The organism is bacterium (genome assembly GCA_040754625.1).
In the GTDB taxonomy this organism is placed as follows: Bacteria; JACRDZ01; JAQUKH01; order JAQUKH01; family JAQUKH01; genus JAQUKH01.
The window spans coordinates 1-23063 of the sequence record JBFMCF010000026.1; the positions used below are offsets into that span (position 1 = coordinate 1).

Sequence of the window (23063 nt, forward strand, 5' to 3'; positions counted from 1 at the left end):
GTGTTAAATACACTTGCCAATTCTCTCAAATCCCTCTTAATCTCCCTTTTCTAAAGGGAGAAATCTAAAATTTACCCCGTTTCAAAACTTTCATTCCTTTCATACCTATTTTGACATTATCAAATATCCACAGCTACAGCAGGAGCCTGGAAGGGGAGGGCATAGTATTTGAGATGGTTTTTGAATATTCCCGGTATCTTCGAGCGTTCCAAAATAACATCCCGGCCGATGATTTTTTCATCACGTTTCAATTTAAAATTATTATCTTTTAAAGCTTTTTTGCCGCTAACTATTATCCATGCCATTTTTTGTCCTTTTACCGTATTATCGGCAAAAAATAAAATATTTTACAATAATAGACGAATTAAATTATAAGGCATATATAAATGGTGTGGAGGCAAAACAATGAAGGCTTATCACACAATATTTACTTTGATTTTACTGCAGGTATTTGCTTTTGAGGTCTTTGCAAGGTCCCCTTTAAGATATGCTTCTTATGAAAAAGAAAAAAGCATGGTTCTTACGAAAAACCAGAGAGGATTGCACTTTACCCCCTGGTGCTTTTCAAGCAGGGAAAAAACAAGGGAAATACTTGATTACTATAAACAATCGAATTTGAACATGATTGTAATCGCGATGAAAACGGAAGACGGTTTACTGCCATATGAAAGCAAAGTGCAATTAGCCCAAAAAATAGGGGCCTGTAAACCGGTAATTAAAAACGTAAAGCTCCTGGTACGGGAATTCCAAAATATGGGGATTTATACAATCGCGCGCGTTGTGGTTTTCCAGGATACGGTTTTGTCAAGGGGCCAGCCTGGATGGGCCCTGTCAAAAAACGGGAATTGGACAAAACCTTATCATCCGATGGTGTGGAAATATAATCTGTCAATAATAAAAGAACTGGTGGATTTTGGATTTGATGAAATAAATTTTGATTATATCCGTTTTCCAAATCCCGGGGACAGGGGGAGCTATCAAAAACCCGGAAATGCCTTACGGCCATATGAAGCGATTGAGGGTTTTTTGGAATATCTTTATAAGAATATAAAATCATATAATAGTTCAATTAAGCTTTCAGCGGATGTTTTTGGGATAGCATGCATGAATAAGCGGGAGGATATTGAGATACTTGGGCAGCGTATTGGTTACATGTCCAAATACTTGGATTATATTTGCCCGATGAATTATCCTTCCCATATTGCTGATGAATTTTCGGTCATTAATAATCCGCGGTTTCATCCCTATGAAGCGATGAAATATTTAACAGAAAAAACATTATGCAACGCGACATTGACAAAAGCGAAAGTCAGGCCGTGGATCCAGGATTTTTCTTACCGCGTTAACGATGTCTTTAACGGTAATTATGTGCTTTCCCAGATAAAAGCTGTAAATGATACTGAAGCAACGGGATGGCTTGCGTGGAACGCGTGGGGAAATTATTCCTGGCCGGTCTATCAAAAGAGGAAGAAAACGCTCCCTCTTTAACCCCCCCCAAAAAAATATATTATGTTTTTTCTTTTTCCTCGAGTTTAAAAAGTGCTTCAACAACCTGTGTGTCGAATTGTGTCCCGGAACATCTTTTTATTTCAGATAAAGCGTCTTTTTTGCTGATTGAAGAGCGGTATGGCCTTTCGGAAGTCATCGCGTCGTAAGAATCGGCGACGCACAATATTCTCGCGAGAAGCGGTATATTATCGCCTTTAAGGTTATCGGGATAACCTTTCCCGTCGATTTTTTCATGATGTGATCTTATAATGGACACAATAGTATTTAAACTTTTTATTGGTTTTAAAATTTCTTCCCCCTGGATAGTATGCTTTTTTATAAGCGCGAATTCCTCGTCAGTCAGTTTAGTTGTTTTATCGAGTATTTCATCATCCGTTCCTATCTTCCCGATATCGTGCAGCAAAGCCGCGATATTAAGAATATCTATATCGTGTTCTTTTATTCCCATTTCCCTGGCTATAGCCACGGCATATTTGGCAACACCTATAGAATGGCCTTTTGTCCAGTGACTTTTCGCGTCTATTGCGTTTGCAAAGGCAACAATAAGGTCGTGGTATAATTCTTTTAAATCTTTATGAGCGCCGTCAGTATCCTTAAGCATATTAAAAAAGGCGTTCCTGCTTTTAATAAGTTTATTTTGCTGCTCTTTAGCTTCTGTAATATCAATTAACAAGTGGACAAAACCTATTGGGGCCGACCCTCCGCCAAATACAGGTGTAATATTTACTTTAAAATACTTATTGAAATTCTTATTATAATATTCGTATGTTTCTGAATGCCGGGTTTTTAATGACTTTTCTAACGGACAATCATCTATGGGATTATTTTTTTTGTGAAATACCTCATAACATTTTTTTGAGATTAACTCTTTTATAGGTATTTTATAGAGGTCGGAAAAATATTTATTTATCCTCAAGATATTAAATTTATTATCAACCAGCATAGCGCCATAAGGCATAGAGTCAAATGTTTCCTTCCATTCGTTGGCCGCGTGTTCTAATTGTTTTTCAGACTGCTGTGCCTTTACCAGGAGTTTTTTTCTTTCATCTGTCAGGTATGCGGTTAACGTTGAACCAATAGGTGTTATTAAAATAAGGACATGCAGGAAATTTTCATAAAAAGTATTTGCTAAAAACAGGTGCCGGAATAAATATTCGCCGTGCTCGTTATAATCATAGAAAAGATATGTTATAAATATCAACCACCCGAATGCGCCGATAAAAAGGCTAAATTTAGATTTCATGATTTTTACTTTTTAGTTTTTTATTAAGCCTGTTTATTTCTTCCTTAAGTTCAAGCATTTTAAGCTCCCTGCCAATGGCCATTTCGTAGAAATCTTCAAGTTCTTTCACCCTTTTTGCCTGTTCTTCTTCAAGCTTTACTTTTTTTGTTATATCCCTGATTATTACTCTTATGCCTGCAAAAGTTTTTTTAGAATCGTAAATTGAAACTAAATGTATTGTAACATCCAGTTTTTCGCCATCTTTTTTTATTATATTCCCTCTCTCGATTAAAAATGTCCCTTCACGTTTAAGCTTTTCTAAGCAGTTTTCTATATCCTTCCATAGTTCAAAGGTGCATAATTCTTTAAGATGTTTGCCTATAATTTCTGTTTTTAAATAATGAAAAGATTCATACCCCTGCCTGTTTGAACGGATAATAAAATTATTTGTATCTATAAAATAGATTATATCAGAGGAGTTTTCAACAACTTCCATGTAGCTCTTTTCAATTTCCTTTAATTGTCCTTTTAACATTGTATGGGCTTCTTCGAGTTTAGTCCTTATTTCCCAGTTGAAAATTTTAAGTATGCCGCTTGTCGCCCGCGCAACAATTATAGCGCATAAAGCGCGGAATACCTGGACAGGGATGTGGACTATTGATAGAAATGAATCCGTGTTAATATAATTGGCCGGGAAGAAATTCCCTTTCGGGACTACTAATCCCCCAAGGATACCATAAACTAAAAATGATGATCCTATTGATTTAAAATATTTTTTTACCTTCAGTTGTTCTAATGTTTCTTTTTCCAGTTTATAGTATAAAAAGAAGCCGAGGCTGATTAAAACTCCGCCTGGAAAACCAAAAAGATATCTCGTCCAGGTAGTGCCCGCTGTCCAAAAGTCGGAAGATGCGGCGCTTACAATCAGGATAAAAGCAGCTATTGCGGGTGTTAACCACCAGGTAAGCAGTTTAGAAAATTTTTTATGCCACGAATTTGTGTTCGATGCTGCCAGACAAAAGAGCTGCCTGCCGAATTCAAATAAGAAAACATAAGAAACAGCCAGTATAAACCAGCGTATTACATCTGAGACAGAGTGTCTTCCTTTAATTATAGTCCACATGTCTAAGAGCTCGTTTGTCCCGTGTGTTATGCCGAATAATGCCAGAAGCCACAAAACATTTGCGATTTCAAACGCGCTTTTTTCCCTCGGCTGGACTAAAATGACATTCCCCATTACAATAAATGCCAAGCCGTAAATAAGAAATACAACATCTAAATTATTTTGAAAGTAATAAAAGATTAAATCCATTTTATTATGAATGTTTTATTTTTAAGACTAAGAGGCTCTGAATTATTTTCGTCATTTTCATTCAAAAATTTGAATAAATTTACTTTTCCATTATTTCAGGTTGGACAACGATGCTTGAAGTGTATATAATATCAGATAAAAAGGGATATAACAAGAATGCATAAAAATAAAACTTTAATTTTGAACGGTAAAACAATAAAAAAGTTAGTCGGGATGAAAGATGCAATTGAGGCTGTTGAAAAAGCATTTTATGCTTTAGGTGAAGGAAAAACCAAAATGCCCGCAAAATTATATTTGAATTTACCCGAATATAATGGAGATTTCAGGGCGATGCCTGCTTATATTGAAGGTTTTAAAGGATGCAGTATGAAATGGGTGAATGTGCATCCGGATAACAAGAAAAAAGGGCTTCCGACGGTTATGGCAATTATTATTTTAAGCGATCCGGATAATGGTTTTCCTTTATGCATTATGGATGCGGGTTACGCGACAGCGTTAAGGACAGGCGCGGCGGGGGGTATCGCGGCAAAATACCTCGCGAGATGCGATTCACAGGATATCGCGCTTGTGGGATGCGGCGCACAGGCAAAAACCCAGCTTTTGGCGCTGGACAAATTTTTTAATATTAAAAAAGTGAAAGTATGGGGCTTTAAAACAAGCGAGGCAGAAACGTTTATTAAAAAAATGGATAAGAATTTTAAAATGGCAGTCTGCGGCACAGTTAAAGAATGTGTTTATGGCTGTGACATAGTTGTTACAACAACGCCTTCGCGAGAACCAATAGTTAAACTGGAATGGCTGAAAGAAGGAGTTCATATAAACGCAATTGGAGCGGATTCAAAAGGCAAGGAAGAACTTGACCCCGGTATTTTAAAAAAAGCGAGGATAATTGTGGACTGCTGGGAACAGGCGTCTCACAGCGGCGAGATAAATGTGCCGTTAAGCAGTGGAATAATCTCAAAGGAAAACATCTTTGCCGACATAGGAGAAATAGTTACAGGCAAAAAAAGAAGCAGGACCCGTGACAAAGAAATAACGGTTTTTGATTCTACAGGCCTCGCGATACAGGACACGGCTATAGCGAACGTAATTTATGAAAAAGCATTAAGAGAAAAGAAAGGCAGATATATTGAATTAATTTAGAGCCTCTTAATAAACTACCAGACTTTTTTACATCTTCTTCTTTCGGATAATAACCTTCTGAAAGGCCTGGTTCTTCGTTCGTTCTGGCTGTGATCCACTCGGTATCTCCTGCGGTCTTTACTTGACCTTCTTTCTCTTCCCGAACGGCGCTCTCTTTTTATCATAGGGTTTACCCTCCTTGGTTATTTAAATGTTATTTTATAACTTTTTTGGCCTCCCGTCGATGTAATTTTACATAATTGCCCGCTGTTATTTAAATTGCATCTGGTAAAGTTTATAATAAATTCCATGTTTTTTAAGCAATTCTTCGTGAGGTCCTTCTTCCTTAATCATTCCCTTATGCATCACGATAATCTTGTCGGCGTGGCGAATGGTTGAGAGGCGGTGTGCGATGATGATGGCGGTACGGTTTTTTAAGAGGTTTTCCATACCCTCCTGAATCAGTCTTTCTGTTTCAAGATCGACGTTGGAGGTAGCCTCGTCCATCAGCAAAATTTCAGGATCAAACGCGAGCGCCCTCGCGAAAGAAAGAAGCTGTTTTTGCCCGGTTGATAGAATCGCTCCCCGTTCAAATACATTTTGATCATATTGCTTTTCATATTTTTCAATAAATGTGTTTGCCCGGGATAAACAAGCTGAATTTTTTATCCTTTCAAAACTAATGTTTTTATCCCCGAGGGATATATTATCCCTGAAACTCCCGGGAAAAAGAAATAACTCCTGCTGGATAAGGCCGAAAAGCCTGCGCAAATCTTTTTTGTCAATATGGTTTATGTTTATACCGTCAATTAAAATTTCGCCTTTTTGTATTTCATAAAACCTGCCGAGTATATTCATGATTGAAGTCTTTCCCGCCCCTGTGTGCCCCACAATCGCGACCTTCTCGCCCTTTTTTATCGTAAAGTTTAAATCCCGCAAAACATAGCCCGGTTCAGCCGGGTCAGCTTTATAAGAAAAATACACGTTTTTGAACGTTATATTATCTTTAAAATTGCCGGTTTTGGCAGGATTTTCAGGATTAATAATGGTATCTTTTGTGTCAAGGAGCCTGAATACCCGTTCACCTGATACAACAGCGGAAAGAAAAATATTGTATTTTTCGCTTAAATCTTCAATAGGCCTGAAAAATTTTTCCATATATTGCAGGAAAGCTATTAAAATCCCAATCGGAACGGTTTTCTGGATTACCCCAAAACCTCCATACCAGATAATTAACGCGATGCCGGCGGCCCCGATAAGTTCCACGACCGGGTAAAACACGGAATAGTAAAAAATCGTGTCAAGATATGCGTCAAGATGTTCTCTGTTTAACTTGTCGAATTGTCCGAAATTTTTTTCTTCGCGGCTGAATATTTTTACCGTTTTAATGCCTGAGATATTTTCCTGCAGGTATGCGTTTATCGCCGCGATCTTGCTCCTTATAGTCCTGAAACTTACAGTTACTTTCTTCCGGAAAATGAGCGAAGCGATTATTAAAAAAGGCAGGACGGAAAAAACCACAAGCGCGAGTTTTGTGCTTAAGACAATCATCGCGATAATAATCCCGATAAGCATGGTTATATCGCTTATTGTCATGATAATGCCCGACGTAAAAAGTTCATTTAATGTCTCCATGTCGTTAGTCAGGCTTGTCATGATTTTCCCTACAGGGCTCTTGTCGAAAAAAGAATTGGGAAGTTCTATAACATGGTTAAAAATCTCCATCCTTATATTGTGGATGGTCCTTTGCCCGATGAGTTCACTTGTATACATCAGAGTGTAACGGGCGATGAAAGAAAGTGTTATGACCAAAAGGTATAAAACCGCGATCTTATTGAGGCCCGCAAGGCTTCCCTGGAGAATGTAAGAATCCACCGCCACCTTGACAAGGTATGGGTTTATCAATATCAATAATGAATTCGCGGTCAAAAGCAGTAACGCGAAAACAATGTATTTTTTTTGCGGTAAAAGGTATTTCAAAAGCCTCGTCATTACCGCGTGGTCATACGCCTTCGATTTGGTATCGTAAATAAAGGGGTTATTGTGCATTGGTTTCCAACTCTTCTTTTAGGCTTTCTAAATGATAAAGCACAGCGTAAAGCCCGTTTTTCCTTAAAAGTTTTTCATGTGTTCCGGATTCCGCGATTCTGCCTTCATCCAGAACAATAATTCTGTCAGCCATTCGTATTGTCGATGTCCTGTGGCCTATAATTATTATAGTTTTGTCTTTGACTTTTGCCTCGAGATTTTTCATGATTGTTCTTTCTGTTTCGACGTCCATGCTGGAAAAACAATCGTCAAAAATTATAATGGATGGGTTTGTAATTAACGTGCGGCTGATAGACATCCTTTGTTTCTGGCCGCCGGAAAGGTTTATTCCGCGTTCACCCAGCATCGTTTCAAATTTTTCAGGCAAACCGTTAATTTCGTTTAACATCCCGGCGTTTGCTGCGGATTCTTCAATAATATTATCAGGCGGGACATTTTTAAGACCGTAGATTAAATTGTTGTTGATGGAATCGGAAAACAGAAATGTTTCCTGTGGGACAAAACCAATATGTTCACGAATAGTTAACATGGGTATTTTGTTAATATCTTCCCCATTTATAAAAAGCATGTTATTTTCTGTTTCATAAAAATGCGCCACGAGGTTGACAAGGGTTGTTTTGCCCGAACCGATTTTTCCCATTATCGCTATGATTTCACCGGGATTTATCACAAAATTTATGTCTTTGAGGATTTTTTCACTTTTTCCCGGGTAACTGAAATTTAAATTCACGAATTCGATTTTTTTAAGCGGCTGCCGCGGCTTTGAATCAGGGGGAATTATTTCCAGGGAAGGGGCCTGGTCCATCACAAGATCAATTCTTTTCATTGAGGCTATCCCTGCCTGGAAAAGATTTATTACCCAGCCGATCGCCATCATGGGCCAGACAAGAAGCGTTAGGAAGCCGTTAAACGCGACAAAGTCCCCCAGGGTAATTTTTTTTAAAATTACCATTTTGCCGCCAAACAGCAATACAATTAATGTGCTTAAACCCGACATTAAAAACATCAGGGGAAAAAACATCCCCCACATTTTTGTGACCTTAAGGCTGGCACGCAGATATTCATCGCTTTTTTCCCTGAAATTACCGGACACTGTTTCTTCCCTGACGAAGGATTTAATGATCCTTATTCCTGAAAGATATTCCTGCGCCGAGCGGCTTACCTCCGAAATTTTTTCCTGGACTGTTTCGTGAAGTTTACTCAGCTTCCCTCCCATTTTTGCGATAATTATTGTAAGGAGTACCAGGGGTATAAGCGACAAAACCGAAAGTTTAACATCAATTAGAACCATCATTGTGAACGCGAATATAAAAGTGGTAATTGTGTCCGCGGAATACATGATTCCGGGCCCAAGAAGCATCCGGATGGCATTAAGGTCGCTTGTCCCGCGCGACATCAGGTCGCCCGTGTTGTTTTGGTCATAAAAAGAAAGCGGGAGTTTTTGAAGGTGATAGAAATAGTCGTTTCGAAGGTCATATTCGATGCGCCTTGACGCGCCGATTGTAATCCGCCTCATAAAATACCTGAATATACCCTCTGCAACCGAGGCAAGGATAATAAGGCCCGAAAATTTCAGTATTTTTTCATATGAGATATTTTTTGATAAGTCGTCAACGGCATATTTGAGTATCCAGGGGATAAATATTCCTGCGATTGAGGTGAACACAGCGAACACGGCGCCGAGAATATAAGATTTTTTATAACGGGCGATATACAGGATAAGTTTTTTCATTAAAAATATTATAACAGCAAGTTTGGGTTTGTGATAAGATTTATTTAATAAGCCCCTTGGCTCCTGAAGATCCCCCCTTGTGCGCCTCCCAAAACCCCCTAAAGGGGGAGAAAGTCCCCTTTAGGGGATTTAGGGGCTTTTTTATAACCTCCCCTTCAGGAGAACGAGGGGCTGGATTCAGGGGATTGCGGGATTAGTTAAAATATCATATTTCAATCATTGCCAATATGTTATAATATTTCCAGGAAAAAAGGAGATAAAGACAATGCCGATATATGAATTTTGCTGCCAGGATTGCAATAAAGAATTTGAAGAATTATTTCGTTCTTTTTCGCAAAAGAAGGACGTTGTTTGCGCCAAATGCGGAAGTTCCAATGTCAGGAAAAAAGTCTCGCTGTTTGGGGTGGCGGGAAAAGAAGGCGATTCAGGGGAGTTCGCTCCTTCTTCAGGAGGCGGGTGCGGAAGCTGCGTGACGCATAACTGCGGGAGTTGCCACTAGAGACTTATGAAAATTATTAAAGATAAAATTACACTTCAAGAATTGAAAACAATGGCGGTAAACAGTTTTGGAAATCTTGTAAAGGCCGTTATCGATATTGAAAAAGAAATTATGGCGGTTGACGCGGAACTTCATTCTGATGAAGAGGCCCTGCTTTTGGAAAACGGGTCAAAACAAAATTCCATCTGGGGTATTAATTTATATCCTGAACTCGTCGGGGATGATTTTATTGAATTTGATTCAATGATTAACCTTAGGCCTTCCCAGGGGAACCGCAGCAGGGGAGTGGATGATCCTGAGGCAGTGCGGAAGATTAAAGTTATAGTGAATAAATTGGTGGATAAATGAATTATCAGCATAAAGAATTAGCCGATGGAAGATGGTCCAAATTTTCGTTTCCTGTTCAGATGGCCAATATTGGAAGTGAAATTATCAGGGCCATTAACTGGAAGAATAAAAAAAATCCGGAATACAGCCGCAAGGCCTTTGAACGGGGTTTAGAACTTCTTTCCTTAACCATTTCCGACCAGAAAAATATAAAACGGCTCAAAGAATTAACGCGTCTTTATGAAGTATTGGCGGATTATTTCGCTTTTGATAACGAGTATAAATCAACCGATAAATCTTTGCAGAATTACTTCCTTGCTTTTAATTATATGGCAAGATTGAATTGTTGAAAAAATTGTTTAATTGCCTTAAAGAACATAATGACTGCGCGGCCTGCCATCATTAAGAAGGAGAATTAATGGCTACGGTTATTCTTTTATTTTTATGACGATCGCCTGGTACGGGCACCTTAAATATAAGGATTCGCCTTTATGGAAGGTGATCCTTATAAGCTGGCTTATAGCGTCCGTTGAATATTGTTTCCAGGTGCCGGCTAACAGGATCGGGCATTATAAATATTCCGCGGCGCAGTTAAAAACAATCCAGGAGGTTATAACATTGGCTGTCTTCTGCGTTTTTTCCGTGGTTTATCTCAGGGAAGAACTGAAATGGAATTACCTGGTTGGATTTGGTTTGATGATAGGAGCGGTGTTTTTTGTGTTTAAAAAATGGTAGAAAAAAATGCTTGACAAGGAATATTTTCGGGTGTAATATATAACCAATTTAGTAATAATTAATATCGAGGAGTTTTTAAATGGTTATATCACAAGCATCTGAATCTGCTGTCAGGGCGCTGTTATACATGGCCGCTCTGCCGGCCGGCCAGGTGGCGAAAAAACAGGACATATGCCGCACGCAGGAAATCACGCCGGCGTTTTTTATAAAAATCATGCAGCCTCTTCTTGCCGCGGGGCTGGTGGAATCTTATCGAGGGGTGGCGGGAGGTTTTTCCCTGAGGAAGCCTCCCTCGAAAATTAGTTTATGGGACATTGTGTCGGCCATGGAAGGGCCTATACACCTTAATAAATGCATGATACATAAAGGATATTGTTCAAGGGATGCGGTTTGCCCGGTGCATACGGTATGGCGTGAAGCGAAAGAGTCAGTCCAGCGTATATTATCCGATGCGACTTTGGACAAATTAACCTGCCAGCCCGGTAATGGACATAAGAAGAAAGCCTGAAATTTTTTTACTTATATATATAACCAATATGGTCATATATCGGAGGTGTTTTATTATGTGAGAAAAACGGATCTTCTCAAATTTAAGAAAATATTTAAAAAGGAGGTTAAATTATGGCGGAAAATTTACTTGGAAGCACCAAAGATACCGTAATTCAGGACCAGGTGGAAATGAATTTCAAGGGAGAAACAAATGAAACAGGCCTGTATCTTGCTATGGCGCGGCAGGCGGAAGGGTATGGATATCCGGAAGTGGCGGCGGCCCTTTCAAAAATCGCGTGGGAGGAGGCGTTACACGCGGCACGATTCGCTGAGTTGAACGGAAAAATATCACCAAGTTTAAAAGAAAATCTGGAACGCATGCTTTCGGGAGAAATTGGCGCGTGCTCGGGCAAATATGACGCGGCGAAGAAATGCAAAGAAATAGCGATTGACTGCGCCCATGATTTTTTTCACGAATCGTCCAGGGATGAAAACCGCCATGCCGGGATTTTGCGGGGTTTATTGCAAAGATATTTTATAAAACAGGAGAATAAAAAATGAAAAAAATATTATATGTGTTAATTGCGGGAGTGATGTTGTTTGGAGGCACATCGGCCAGGGCGGAAGAAAAAAACGAAAAATATCCTTTTTTCCCTTCGCTTATAAACACTAACACCGGAAAACCGGTAAAGTCCGGTGATTTTGAACAGCCGGAGGTCTGCAGGGCGTGTCACACCGATATTTACGACCAATGGAAAGGGTCCATGCATTCAAACGCGTTCGTTGATCCCGTGTTCCAGGCTTTATGGAAAATAGGAAATAAAGAAACAAACGGATTAACTGAAAAATTGTGCGCCGGCTGCCATACGGCCATAGGCACGGTCAGCGATGAACTCGGGAAAAAAGACGGGCAGGGAAATTATAATCTCAGCGAAATCGCTCAAAAAGGAGTTCAGTGTGATGTCTGCCATAGTATTAAATCCAGCACTTACATGGAAGCCGAAGGGCATGAGCCGCATAATGCCACATTTATTATCGAATCCGGGACGAAGCGAGGGCCTTTTAAGGACGCGGAATCTCCTCACCATGCTGCTGAATATTCAGAACTGCATACCTCAGCCGAGTTTTGCGCCAATTGCCATCATGTGTTTCATCCTGTCAATAATTTTCCGATCGAGCGGACGTATGATGAATGGAAAAATTCGGTCTACAGCCAGAACGGGATAATTTGCCAGGATTGCCATATGGCGGATGTTGAGGACGCGGTTGAGATAGCCCGCACATTGAAAAAAGTACAACGTTCCGGTAAGGCTTCGAATAGCGGCCCGGATAGAGAACATATTTACAAACATAATTTTGACGGGGCTAATTTTACGATCCCGGGATTGTTAGGTTATACCAAACATTCTGAAGCGGCCACGAAACGGCTGCAAAGCGCCGCTAAGCTCGAAATAATTTCTCCTGATGAATTTAAAGCTGGGAAGATAGGAGGTTTTAAAATTAAAGTAACAAATTCCGCGGCAGGGCATAATTTGCCGACAAGCCTAACGGAGGTGCGCCAGATGTGGCTGGAGGTTGAAGTGGCAGATGGATCCGGCAGGAAAATATTACACTCCGGATGGCTGGACAAGGACTATAATGTTGACCCTGAGGCCGCGATGTTTCACGCGAAATCAGTGGATAAAGACGGAAATCATACAGTGAAACCCTGGGAGATCGCGCGGTTTGAGTATAATACGACTATTCCTCCAAAAGGTTCAGCGATACAGAATTATAATTTTGAAATCCCGCCAGGAACAAAAGGGAATTTGCAGGTTAAAGCGACTTTGCGATACCGGTCATATCCTCAGGCAGTGGCTAACCTTCTGTTAGGGAAGGACGCGCCTGTTTTGCCGATCGTGGATATGACAACTGCTTCAAAATCTGTTAAAATAACTAAAGGTTAAAACGCAATATTAGAGGGAACCTTTTAAAAAGGTTCCCTCTGGTTTCTCTTTATTTTAGATTGTCTAAATGTAGGGGTTCGATTTATCGAACCCAAAATAAATTGACAAATAGGGCTTGATAAATCGAGCCCCTACAATAATAACATGAAAAATGGACGCTCCATTAAAAGGGTAAATTATAGGAGGATCGATCATGATTTTAAGACATTTGCTTAAAAGCGGGACGGTGATAGCTTTACTTATGCTTTATTCCTCGTCGCCGGCCGCCGCTCAATCAAATGACGCTGAGAATTTTATAGATCAGGTTATCGAAGCCTATGGCGGGCGGCAGAATGTATTTTCAATTAAGTCGTATCGCCTGGAAGCTGTTTTGCAAACCCATGTCCGTGGAGATAACGGTAAAGTCATCAGGGTTTCCGAAGGCCCGTTCCGTCTGAAAGTTCTTATTAGCTATCCATCCGATATGGAGATCCGCCTGCTTGAAGGAGAAAAGGCGTTGAGAGGTTTTGGCCCCGATAAATTATCTTCGGTGACGGGCCCATTGCGCGATTCGATGGTTCTTCAGGCGGCACGGGCCAATATCCCATGGATACTGGATAGCATGAGGTTAAAAATACGCCTTATGAAAACAAAAGAAGGACAGTCAGTTCTTGTAGTTCCGCTTGATAAGGGCATGTATATGAATGCTTTTATTGACGCGAAAACACATTTAGTTACCCGGGCCGAGACTGTGTCGGAAGGACCAATGAAACTTGAGTTCGCGGCGGACTATTCGGATTTCAGGAAAGTGGATAACGTTTTGTTCCCGTTTCGCGAGGAAAATTACGCCTCAGGCGCGCATACGGCGACTACAAAGGTGGATAGTATTAAACTCAATCCATCGGGGGAAGATTTGGCGCTGCCAATCCCGAAATGAACTTGTGTAAACATAAAAAATCTTAACCGCGAAAGAAGAAATTTTCAAATTACTTGCGCTGACAGTTTATTCTTTAGGGATTGAGCGCCCGCCCATTATCAAAAAAATTAAAAATATTATTGAGTTTTGGTGGTAAAATTATACATTATTTTAAATGAAGAAAAATTAGGATTCATGATAAGATTAAAATAATTATGAAATCACCAATTTTAAATTCTCCATATTTTGAGCCAAGTCGCCATTTCAACGCGGATGAGCGGGGCTTAACCGAAGAAATCCTGAATTTTCGCCGCCCAAGCAGTTTCTATATCCCTGTCCCAAGAGCTAAGACCAAAGAAAAACAGCTTGATCTGAATATTGCTGAAGGAGCTTATGGAAGCGAGCTTGAGAAAGAAAATGAATTTATAAATAAAATCCGGGATAAAATAAAAGCTTGGCGCGATGCCGGTTATCAGGGGATAACAAAAACCTCCCGCGGCCTGCTTTTTTACTGGAGTGATGAAAATCGAGAAAATAAGTTATTTTTCTGTCAGATAGAGGCGCTTGAAACGTTAATGTATATTAATGAAGTCGCGGAAAAATCCGGGGAAAATTGGATAATTAATGAGCTGAAAAAAGCAAGTTCTGACGCAAATCCCGGTTTATACCGCTTAGCCTTCAAAATGGCTACAGGTTCAGGAAAAACCGTAGTAATGGCAATGATTATTGCTTATCATACGCTTAATAAAATCCGTTACCCGCAGGATACGCGTTTTACAGACACTTTTGTCATTATTACTCCCGGTATTACTATTAGAGACCGCCTTAATGTATTAAGGCCGAATGATCCTCAGAACTATTATCGACAGCGCGCTATAGTTTCAATTCAGGATTTAGAACTTCTTCAGCAGGCGGTAGTTTTTATCACAAATTTTCACCAGCTGGAATTACGCCAAAATCCTCGTTTTCAACTCGGCGCTGTAATGAAAGCTTCGGGCCTCGTTAAAGATGAAGCCATGAAAGAAACTCCAAACGCCATGGTAAACAGGTCCTTTAAAAGTATTCTCAACAAACAGCGGGTTCTGGTTATTAACGATGAAGCCCATCATTGCTATCGGGAAAAACCAAACGAAGAAAAATTGGCAGGTGAAGATAGAAAAGAAGCTGAGGAAAACAATAAATCAGCTCGTGTCTGGATAAGCGGCATTGAAGCGCTTTACAAAAAAATTACCGTTAATGGAATTATTGACCTTTCCGCGACTCCTTATTTTTTGCGAGGTTCCGGTTATCAGGAAGGCACCTTATTCCCATGGACGGTTTATGATTTTTCTCTTTTAGATGCTCTGGAATGCGGCGTTGTGAAGATCCCGCGTTTGCCGATTGAGTCAGACACCATTGCTAAAGGCGATGAACCGGAATTTCGTAATTTATGGCTGCATGTTCGTGAGGCTCTCCCCAAAAAAGGCTTAAGAACAGGCGGGAAGGAATATAACCTTTCAGTATTGTTTTTGCCTAAAACCCTGCAGGAAGCTTTGGAATCCCTTTATGGAAGTTACGAAAAATACTATCGTGAATACGAGAAACACAAGAAAAATAATTCAGGAGTAATGCCTCCGGTAATGATTGTGGTATGCAACAATACAACGGTTTCAGAATTGGTTTATCGCTGGATAGCCGGCTATGAGAAAGAGACCGCGAGCGGTAAAATTCAAATAGAAAAAGGTAACCTGCCTATATTTTGCAACGAAGACGGAGTGCGTTTTCTCGACCGTCCAAATACCTTGCTTATTGACAGCGCCCAGCTTGAAAGCGGTGAAAAAATCAATGCGGAATTTAAAAATATTTTTGATAAAGAAATTGAAGATTTCCATAAAGAATACCGCCGGCGTTTTCCGGGCCGGACCGAGCCGACAGATGAAGAATTATTGCGTGAAGTAATGAATACCGTTGGCAAACCCGGCAAGCTGGGCGAGAATATTAAATGTGTTGTTTCAGTTTCAATGCTTACTGAAGGCTGGGATGTCAATACCGTAACGCATATTTTAGGCGTGCGCGCGTTTTCCACCCAGCTTTTATGTGAACAGGTAATCGGCAGGGCTCTGCGCCGTATCGATTATAACGTTGATGCGGCAACCGGCCTTATGACACCCGAATATGCTGAGGTTTATGGGGTTCCGTTTAATTTCTTAAAAGCAGAAGGTGATACTCCTCCTCAGCCTCCAAAAGTTTTTCACCGGGTCCATGCGTTACCGGAACGCGAAAAATATGAAATTGCTTATCCCCGCGTTGAGGGCTATCGTTATGAATTAAATGAAGCCAAACTGGCGGCGCATTTTACGGATGAAGCAAAAACCATTATTGAGAACGAACCTACCGAAGTGATAAGCAGCGGGGTGATAGGCGCGGAGACTAAAGAAACAATGGAGAAGATAAAAGAACGCCGGGAAGGCGAAGTTATTATGCGCCTGTCTCAAGCTTTGCTAAAACGTTATTACACTGACGCTGACGGCACGGAGAAGTATTGGCTTTTCCCAAATCTAAAACGAATTGTTGAAAAATATATTAAGGATTATATAGTTTTGAAAGACCGAATGGTAATAGGGTATCTTTTAGTAGGAGAATATTATTCAGGCGCTTTAACAAAAATTCAGCAGGCAATAATAAGTGAAAATATTCAAAGCCAAAAAGATAAAAAGGTATTACCGATTCTGGTTCCTTACGATACCTTAGGTTCTACTCGTTATGTTGATTTTTTGACGACTAAGGAAGTTCGGGAGACCGAAAAAAGCCATGTGAATTATGTTGTCGCGGATACTGAAGAATGGGAACAGGGGGTCGCAAAAAGGCTGGAGCAGATGCCTGAAGTGCTTGCCTACGTGAAAAATCAAAATTTAGGGTTTACTATCCCTTATGAACATCAGGGTATTGGACGGCAATATACCCCTGATTTTATTGTGAAAATCGAAAAGCCCGATAAATCTATCTTAAATCTTATAATTGAAGTTACCGGCCAAAAAGACGATAAAAAAACAATGAAAATAAAAACAGCCCGCGAAATGTGGATTCCGGCTGTAAATAATATGGATAAATTCGAAAAATGGGCGCTTATTGAAGTGCAGGATATTCACGAAACACAGAATTATATACGCGCTTTTATCGCTGAGCAGAGCTAAAAGGGTAAAATCGATATGGCATTACCAATTAATATTTATGAATTGCTTCATGGCCGTGTTGTAGAGTCCGAACGCCTTGAATTTAAGGAAGGCTGGAATCCTGAAGCGATTTTACATACGATGTGCGCCTTTGCCAATGATATAAATAATTGGGGCGGCGGCTACATTGTGATTGGTGTCGCGGAGAAAAAGGACGTTCCGGTATTTCCGCCAAAAGGGCTGTCTCAGTCTGAGATTGCGAAGATTCAAAAAGAACTTTTAGTGCTATCCTACAAAATAAGGCCTGAATATTTCCCTGTAGTTGAGGTAACGAAATTTGAAAATAAAGATATCGTCATTATCTGGGTTCCAGGCGGATATGGCCGCCCGTATAAGGCCGCGGTGAGTTTGTCTAAAGGAGCGGAGTATGCGTATTATATCCGTCGCAATTCAGTAACTAAACCGGTAACTGCGGGAGAAGAGCGTAGTTTAATAAAACTTGCCAATAATATTCCTTTTGATGACCGTATTAACCATAACGCTAATTTGAATGATCTTAATATTACCTTGATTCGGTCCTATCTGGCGGAAATTCGCAGCGCCCTTTCTGACGAGGTATCAAAGGTGCCGTTTTCAGATTTGTGTTTACGTATGAATATCGCTCAGGGTTCTGCGGAATATTTAAAACCGAAAAATATTGGGCTTATGCTTTTCAACGATAATCCGGAGAAATTTTTTCCTCGCGCGCGGATTGATATTGTCGAGTTTGAAGATGAGGCAGGAGATGTGTTCGCGGAAAAGATTTTCACCGGCCCTGTCCAGCAGCAAGTTCGTTCCGCGCTTGGTTATTTGAAGAATACGGTAATCAAAGAGTTTGTCCGTAAAGTACCAGGCCAAGCGGAAGCAGACAGATTTTATAATTATCCGTATGAGGCGCTTGAAGAAGCTTTGGTCAACGCGGTGTATCACAGAAGTTATGAAGAACGGGAACCGGTTGAAGTGCGGATATATCCTGGCCGTATTCTTATTCTCAGTTATCCAGGGCCGTTACCACCGCTTGGAAAAGACAATATAAATAAGCCGATCGTTACTTCTCATCGTTATAGAAACAGCCGCCTGGGTGATTTTTTAAAAGAACTTCATTTAACAGAAGGCCGCTGTACCGGGTTCCCAAAAATTCGCAAGGCCTTAAAAAGGAATGGATCCCCTGCGCCTATTTTTGAAACGGATGACGACAGGGAATATTTTATGGCGACGCTTAAGATTCATCCGAAGGCGAAAGAAAAGGTCGTAGAAAAGGTCGTAGAAAAGGTCGTAGAAAAATTATCTTCAAATCAGAAAAAAATTATTGAAGCGCTTGCTAAAGATCCAGCAATTTCCGCGCAAGCTTTGGGTGAGCTAATTGGGATATCCTCTCGCAAAACACAGGAGAATCTTGCCAAATTAAAAGATATGGGCCTTCTGAAAAGAGTTGGCCCGGATAAAGGCGGGCATTGGCTTGTTACCCGAAAGGAGATTAATTAAAATATGGCTAAAAAAAAGATGCAGGGGCCGACAGATGCCGCGCCTGTTTCATCATACAAACATGAGATAAACGCGCGCGCATTCCTACGCAGGAAGAATCGGTAAAGCTCTCGGCCCGTGAAAAACAGCCTGTAAAGAAAAAATATGAATATGATCCGTCGCTGGACCCGCAATTGGTTTGGGCCGGTAAAAAAGAAGCGGGCGCGGACTTTGAGATTTCATCTATGTGCAGGAAAAAATCGCGCCTGAGGCGATAATCGCGCGGCTTAAATCCGGCGTGAACGAGGCCTCGCAGATGCTTCTTTTCGGGGAAACAGCGCAGGAGCAGTTCAGCAAAGCGGTGGAATTTTATAAACACGAGGACAACTGGCAGAACCGAATGATACTTGGCGACAGCCTGCTTGTGATGAATAGCTTGCTTGAAAAAGAAGGTATGCGAGGCAAGGTGCAGACTATTTACTTTGACCCGCCTTACGGTATCAAATTCGGTTCTAACTGGCAGGTTTCCACGCGTAAACGCGATGTCAAGGATAAGCTGGAAGATTTTATTCGCCAGCCGGAGCAGGTCAAGGCTTTTCGTGATACATGGGAGCTCGGGATTCATTCTTATCTTTCGTATTTGCGGGATCGGTTGATTACTGCGCGGGAACTTTTAACGGAAAGTGGGAGTTGCTTTGTGCAGATTAATGAAGAGAATGTACACCTTGTAAGAAATATTTTGGACGAAATATTTGGGCCAGTTAATTTTGTTTCAATAATACCGTTTAGAAAAAAAACAATGCCTTTGGGAGCGAAGTATTTAGATACAATGAATGATTTTATTATTTGGTATGGTAAGGATAAGGAAAGATTAAAATACAGACAACTTTATCAAGATTATAATCCAGACAATAAATCCAGATGGAATAAGGATGAAAATGGAGAGTGGTACAGATTAGTTTCTTTGAGAGCGCCAGGATATACCCCAGAGAATGCTTATGAAGTTAAATTTAATAAGAAAAATTATTCGTTTTCAAGCGGTTTTAGTTGGATAGTCTCAAAAGATAAATTAGAAAAGCTAATTAATATGGGCAGAATTAAAGCTGAGGGACAAAGTTTATCTTATGCGATGAAAATTTCAGATTTCCCTTTCCAAAAAATTACTAATTTTTGGGATGACACAAATGGTCCAACTCAAAGAAGTTATATTGTTGAAACCTCTAATTTTGTAGTTGAAAGATGTCTTTTAATGACCACCGATCCCGGCGATCTCGTCCTCGACCCAACCTGCGGCTCCGGTACAACCGCGTATGTTGTCGAGCAATGGGGTAGGCGCTGGATTACGATTGACACCTCACGCGTGGCTCTTGCTTTGGCGCGCACGCGTCTGATGACTGCCAAGTTTCCGTATTACAAACTAAAAGATCAAGATAATGTTAGCCATGGCTTTGAATATAAAACCGTACCGCATGTAACCTTGAAATCACTGGCAAACGATGAACCTGCTGAACAAGAAGTGCTATACGATCAGCCTTTTGAGGATAAGAAAATCGTACGTGTAACAGGCCCGTTTACCGTTGAATCTCTTTCTCCTCATCGCGTTTCAGACGCGCAGGAAATGCTCTCTTCTGAGCGTTTTGTGGAAATAGTAATAGCAAATTTACTTAAAGCCGGGGTGCAAACCGGTGAAAAAGGGGCGAGGGTAGAATTTGTAAATCTCGATATTCTTCCCAGCGGGCCGGAGGTGCAGGCTATTGGAGAATATAAAACATTGGACGGTTTTAAAAAAGCCGCTGTCGCCATCGGCCCCGAATTTGGTAGTATAGACGATGATTTTGTGCGTGATGCGGCAAAGGTCGCGAAAAGGTTTGCCGGCCTTTTAATAGTAGCGGCGACCTCTTTTGACGCGTCGGCCTTTTCCGTGCCGGCAGAAATTAACGGCTTGCGTATAATGAAAGTCAAAATTAATCCCGACCTTTCCATGGGAGACCTTTTGAAAAAAACCGGTTCAGGCAATTTATTTCTTGCCTTTGGCGAACCTGAGATAAAAATTAAAAAGATGAAAGATGAGGTTATTGTAGAAATCATAGGCATTGATGTTTACGATCCTGTAAAAAGTGAAATTCGCTCCAGCGGTTCCGGCGATCCTGAACACGATATTGCCGCCTGGTTTATTGATACAAGCTATAATGGCGATGCCTTCTTTGTGACACATGCCTACTTTTTGGGAGCCGATAAGCCGTATGAAAAACTTAAAAAAGCGCTCAAGGCAGATATTAACGAAGCGGCATGGGAAGAACTTTATTCCACAACCTCACGTCCCTTTCCAAAACCAAAAACCGGAAAAATTGCCGTGAAGGTTATTAATCACTTTGGGGATGAAGTAATGAAGGTGGTGGAAATAAAATAATTAATTTAGCGAAAGAAATAAGAGTCATACGTTATGAATAAAAATGATGTAAAGGAATTACATATATTGAGAATGTACCTTCAATTATGGAGCATGGAATATTGTCGCACAACAAATCTAAGAAATTGCAGTTTCGTGATATTTCAAAAGAGGGAGTTCAAGCCAGAAGGGCTGTTAAAAAAATACCGGGTACAAATAAAAATCTTCATGATTACGCTAATTTATACTTTGACTCGCACAATCCAATGCTTAGCGCGAGGAGGAGTGTAAATGACGAGATTTGCGTTCTTAGAATTAAAAATGATATTTTAGAATTAAACGGCGTTATCATAACAGATATGAATGCGGCAAGGGATTGCTGGTTTAAAACGGTAAAAGAGGGATTACCGTTATTGGATAGGGATGAAATTTATACCATTAACTGGAAGAATACAGATCCAATTAAAGATTATAGGTATGCGGGCATAAAATGCGCAGAGGTTTTGGTCCCAAATTATGTTCCTTCAGGTTATATTTTCGGAGCATATGTAGCCAATGATATTGCTTCAAAAAAATTTTGCAAAATTTCCGATATAAAATGTATAATAAGAAATGACTTATTTTTTTAAAAGGTGATTTATGGAAATTTTAATTGGTGATATTTTTCAATCTAAAGCGCAGACTATTGTAAACACGGTTAACTGCGTAGGAATTATGGGGAAAGGAATTGCCGCTGAATTTAAAAAATTATTCCCTCAGATGTTTACAGATTATGTTGCTCGATGCGAAAGAAAAGAGCTTAAACCCGGAATCCCGTATTTGTATAAAGAATCCATGTTTGACCCCCAAATTATTAATTTTCCCACAAAATCTCACTGGAGGGCTGCTTCGCATATTGAAGATATTGAAAAAGGATTAAGGATTTTATCGGAAAAATACAAAGAATGGGGAGTCGAATCTATCGCGATTCCTCCTCTTGGATGTGGTAATGGACAATTGCTATGGGAGTCTGTTGGCCCTCTCATATATAAATACGTGTCAAAATGGGATATACCTGTTAAGCTATACGCGCCGTATGGCACTCCTGCTTTACAGTTAAAAATTGATTTTTTATCGCGGGAATCCAGGTTACGCAAGGAAGGGTCAGGAATGAAAATATTACAAAAGATAAATCCTGCATGGATTGTATTAACTGAAATTATTTATCGTATTGAACGGCAAAAATACTATATACCTGTGGGACGGACTATTTTTCAGAAAATTGCTTATGTCGCGACAGTTTTAGGTTTACCAACAGGGTTAAATTATATTCGGGCCTCTTATGGGCCCTATTGCCGCGAGCTGGATGATGTGAAGAAAAGACTGGCGAACGCGGGCCTGATTCGAGAAGAACAATCCGGCAGTATGCTCAGGGTGATTTATGGGCCAGAATATGAAAATAATCGAGAAAAGTACAAAGAAGACATAAAAAAATGGGATGAATTGATTAATAAAACCGTAGATTTATTTTTACGTTTGGATACAAATAAAGCGGAAATTGTAGCTACAGTTTTATTTGTTGAGCAGGAAATAAACAAAAAGAATGATATATCGGAGTTAGATGTTTTAAATGAAGTTATGAAGTGGAAACAAAAAAGAAGGCCGCCCATAAGCGAAAAAGAAGTTGCTGAAACAGTACGAAACCTTGGTGTTTTAAAATGGTTTAATGTAAAGCCTTCCTGTGAATTACCGATTGCTGACTATGAGTTTTAGGTAAAAACGTGATATCTAATTAGTATATAATCCGGCCGGAACAAAAAAACACTTGACAAATAGTTTCTTATATGCTAATATTCGAATATATATGAAGACATCCCGATGTTGCATCGGGATAGTCTGAATTTACCCCGCACCAAAATCCTCCATTTGGTGTAAGTTAAATATTTTGTAAAAGTGTTGAAATTTCAGGATAAAAGTTTATTTAATACTGGTAGACGATTTGGTGCGGGGTTCAATTCGCACTATCATTTCTGTTCGTCCCGATGTTTTTCGGGACTTCATAAATGATGTGCTCATCATGATAATGTCAAAATAGGTATGAAAGGAATGAAAGTTTTGAAACGGGGTAAATTTTAGATTTCTCCCTTTAGAAAAGGGAGATTAAGAGGGATTTGAGAGAATTGGCAAGTGTATTTAACACGAT

At 40.1% G+C, this 23063-nt stretch carries 21 protein-coding genes; 15 read left to right on the top strand and 6 right to left on the bottom strand.

What is annotated here, in order from left to right; all coding sequences use genetic code 11:
• Positions 1 to 119: 119 nt before the first annotated feature.
• Entirely contained in the window at positions 120 to 305 is a 186-nt protein-coding gene (locus tag AB1498_01865; protein ID MEW6087033.1) for a hypothetical protein, read from the bottom strand.
• A 100-nt stretch (positions 306 to 405) separates the two neighbouring features.
• On the opposite strand from AB1498_01865, the gene AB1498_01870 reads away from it, so the two are divergent.
• Positions 406 to 1488, top strand: a complete 1083-nt coding sequence (locus AB1498_01870; protein ID MEW6087034.1) for a putative glycoside hydrolase — start codon at positions 406 to 408, stop codon at positions 1486 to 1488.
• Between the two features lie 19 nt (positions 1489 to 1507).
• On the opposite strand, the gene AB1498_01875 is transcribed toward AB1498_01870, so the two are convergent.
• On the bottom strand, positions 1508 to 2752 hold the full coding sequence (locus tag AB1498_01875; GenBank protein ID MEW6087035.1) for an HD domain-containing phosphohydrolase: 1245 nt from the start codon (positions 2750 to 2752) through the stop codon (positions 1508 to 1510).
• Entirely contained in the window at positions 2742 to 4043 is a 1302-nt protein-coding gene (locus tag AB1498_01880) for a PAS domain S-box protein (GenBank protein ID MEW6087036.1), read from the bottom strand. Before AB1498_01880 ends, AB1498_01875 begins: the two co-directional genes overlap by 11 nt.
• 156 nt (positions 4044 to 4199) lie before the next feature.
• Here AB1498_01880 and ala point away from each other — a divergent pair, with 156 nt between their 5' ends.
• Positions 4200 to 5186, top strand: a complete 987-nt coding sequence (gene ala, locus AB1498_01885; GenBank protein ID MEW6087037.1) for an alanine dehydrogenase — start codon at positions 4200 to 4202, stop codon at positions 5184 to 5186.
• A gap of 14 nt (positions 5187 to 5200) precedes the next feature.
• Here ala and AB1498_01890 read toward each other — a convergent pair whose 3' ends face one another.
• From AB1498_01890 to AB1498_01900, 3 genes are all read right to left on the bottom strand, one after another.
• On the bottom strand, positions 5201 to 5350 hold the full coding sequence (locus AB1498_01890) for a hypothetical protein (GenBank protein ID MEW6087038.1): 150 nt from the start codon (positions 5348 to 5350) through the stop codon (positions 5201 to 5203).
• An 85-nt stretch (positions 5351 to 5435) separates the two neighbouring features.
• A complete protein-coding gene (locus tag AB1498_01895; protein MEW6087039.1) occupies positions 5436 to 7214 on the bottom strand; it encodes an ABC transporter ATP-binding protein in 1779 nt (592 codons plus the stop codon).
• Positions 7204 to 8946 carry an ABC transporter ATP-binding protein gene (locus tag AB1498_01900; protein MEW6087040.1) on the bottom strand — a complete coding sequence of 581 codons (1743 nt, stop codon included), beginning with the start codon at positions 8944 to 8946 and terminating at the stop codon, positions 7204 to 7206. Before AB1498_01900 ends, AB1498_01895 begins: the two co-directional genes overlap by 11 nt.
• Positions 8947 to 9211: 265 nt before the next feature.
• Here AB1498_01900 and AB1498_01905 point away from each other — a divergent pair, with 265 nt between their 5' ends.
• From AB1498_01905 to AB1498_01965, 13 genes are all read left to right on the top strand, one after another.
• Positions 9212 to 9445 (top strand): zinc ribbon domain-containing protein, encoded by a 234-nt coding sequence (locus AB1498_01905; protein MEW6087041.1) that lies wholly within the window; start codon positions 9212 to 9214, stop codon positions 9443 to 9445.
• Between the two features lie 6 nt (positions 9446 to 9451).
• Positions 9452 to 9793, top strand: a complete 342-nt coding sequence (locus AB1498_01910) for a DUF5674 family protein (protein MEW6087042.1) — start codon at positions 9452 to 9454, stop codon at positions 9791 to 9793.
• Positions 9790 to 10122: a hypothetical protein gene (locus AB1498_01915; protein MEW6087043.1), complete on the top strand. Its 333-nt coding sequence runs from the start codon at positions 9790 to 9792 to the stop codon at positions 10120 to 10122. The genes AB1498_01910 and AB1498_01915 overlap by 4 nt, the downstream gene beginning before the upstream one ends.
• Positions 10123 to 10216: 94 nt before the next feature.
• Positions 10217 to 10507: a DMT family protein gene (locus AB1498_01920; protein ID MEW6087044.1), complete on the top strand. Its 291-nt coding sequence runs from the start codon at positions 10217 to 10219 to the stop codon at positions 10505 to 10507.
• A gap of 79 nt (positions 10508 to 10586) precedes the next feature.
• Positions 10587 to 11015: an Rrf2 family transcriptional regulator gene (locus AB1498_01925; protein ID MEW6087045.1), complete on the top strand. Its 429-nt coding sequence runs from the start codon at positions 10587 to 10589 to the stop codon at positions 11013 to 11015.
• 113 nt (positions 11016 to 11128) lie between these two features.
• Positions 11129 to 11557 carry a ferritin family protein gene (locus AB1498_01930; protein ID MEW6087046.1) on the top strand — a complete coding sequence of 143 codons (429 nt, stop codon included), beginning with the start codon at positions 11129 to 11131 and terminating at the stop codon, positions 11555 to 11557.
• Positions 11554 to 12942, top strand: a complete 1389-nt coding sequence (locus AB1498_01935) for a multiheme c-type cytochrome (GenBank protein ID MEW6087047.1) — start codon at positions 11554 to 11556, stop codon at positions 12940 to 12942. Before AB1498_01930 ends, AB1498_01935 begins: the two co-directional genes overlap by 4 nt.
• A 193-nt stretch (positions 12943 to 13135) precedes the next feature.
• On the top strand, positions 13136 to 13858 hold the full coding sequence (locus AB1498_01940; protein ID MEW6087048.1) for a hypothetical protein: 723 nt from the start codon (positions 13136 to 13138) through the stop codon (positions 13856 to 13858).
• A gap of 194 nt (positions 13859 to 14052) precedes the next feature.
• A complete protein-coding gene (locus AB1498_01945; GenBank protein ID MEW6087049.1) occupies positions 14053 to 17010 on the top strand; it encodes a BPTD_3080 family restriction endonuclease in 2958 nt (985 codons plus the stop codon).
• A gap of 15 nt (positions 17011 to 17025) precedes the next feature.
• Complete coding sequence (locus AB1498_01950; protein ID MEW6087050.1) at positions 17026 to 18513, top strand: RNA-binding domain-containing protein; 1488 nt, start codon at positions 17026 to 17028, stop codon at positions 18511 to 18513.
• A gap of 226 nt (positions 18514 to 18739) precedes the next feature.
• Positions 18740 to 20902 carry a site-specific DNA-methyltransferase gene (locus tag AB1498_01955; GenBank protein ID MEW6087051.1) on the top strand — a complete coding sequence of 721 codons (2163 nt, stop codon included), beginning with the start codon at positions 18740 to 18742 and terminating at the stop codon, positions 20900 to 20902.
• A gap of 65 nt (positions 20903 to 20967) precedes the next feature.
• Positions 20968 to 21510, top strand: a complete 543-nt coding sequence (locus tag AB1498_01960; GenBank protein ID MEW6087052.1) for a DarT ssDNA thymidine ADP-ribosyltransferase family protein — start codon at positions 20968 to 20970, stop codon at positions 21508 to 21510.
• Between the two features lie 10 nt (positions 21511 to 21520).
• Positions 21521 to 22633, top strand: a complete 1113-nt coding sequence (locus AB1498_01965; GenBank protein ID MEW6087053.1) for a macro domain-containing protein — start codon at positions 21521 to 21523, stop codon at positions 22631 to 22633.
• Positions 22634 to 23063: the final 430 nt, after the last annotated feature.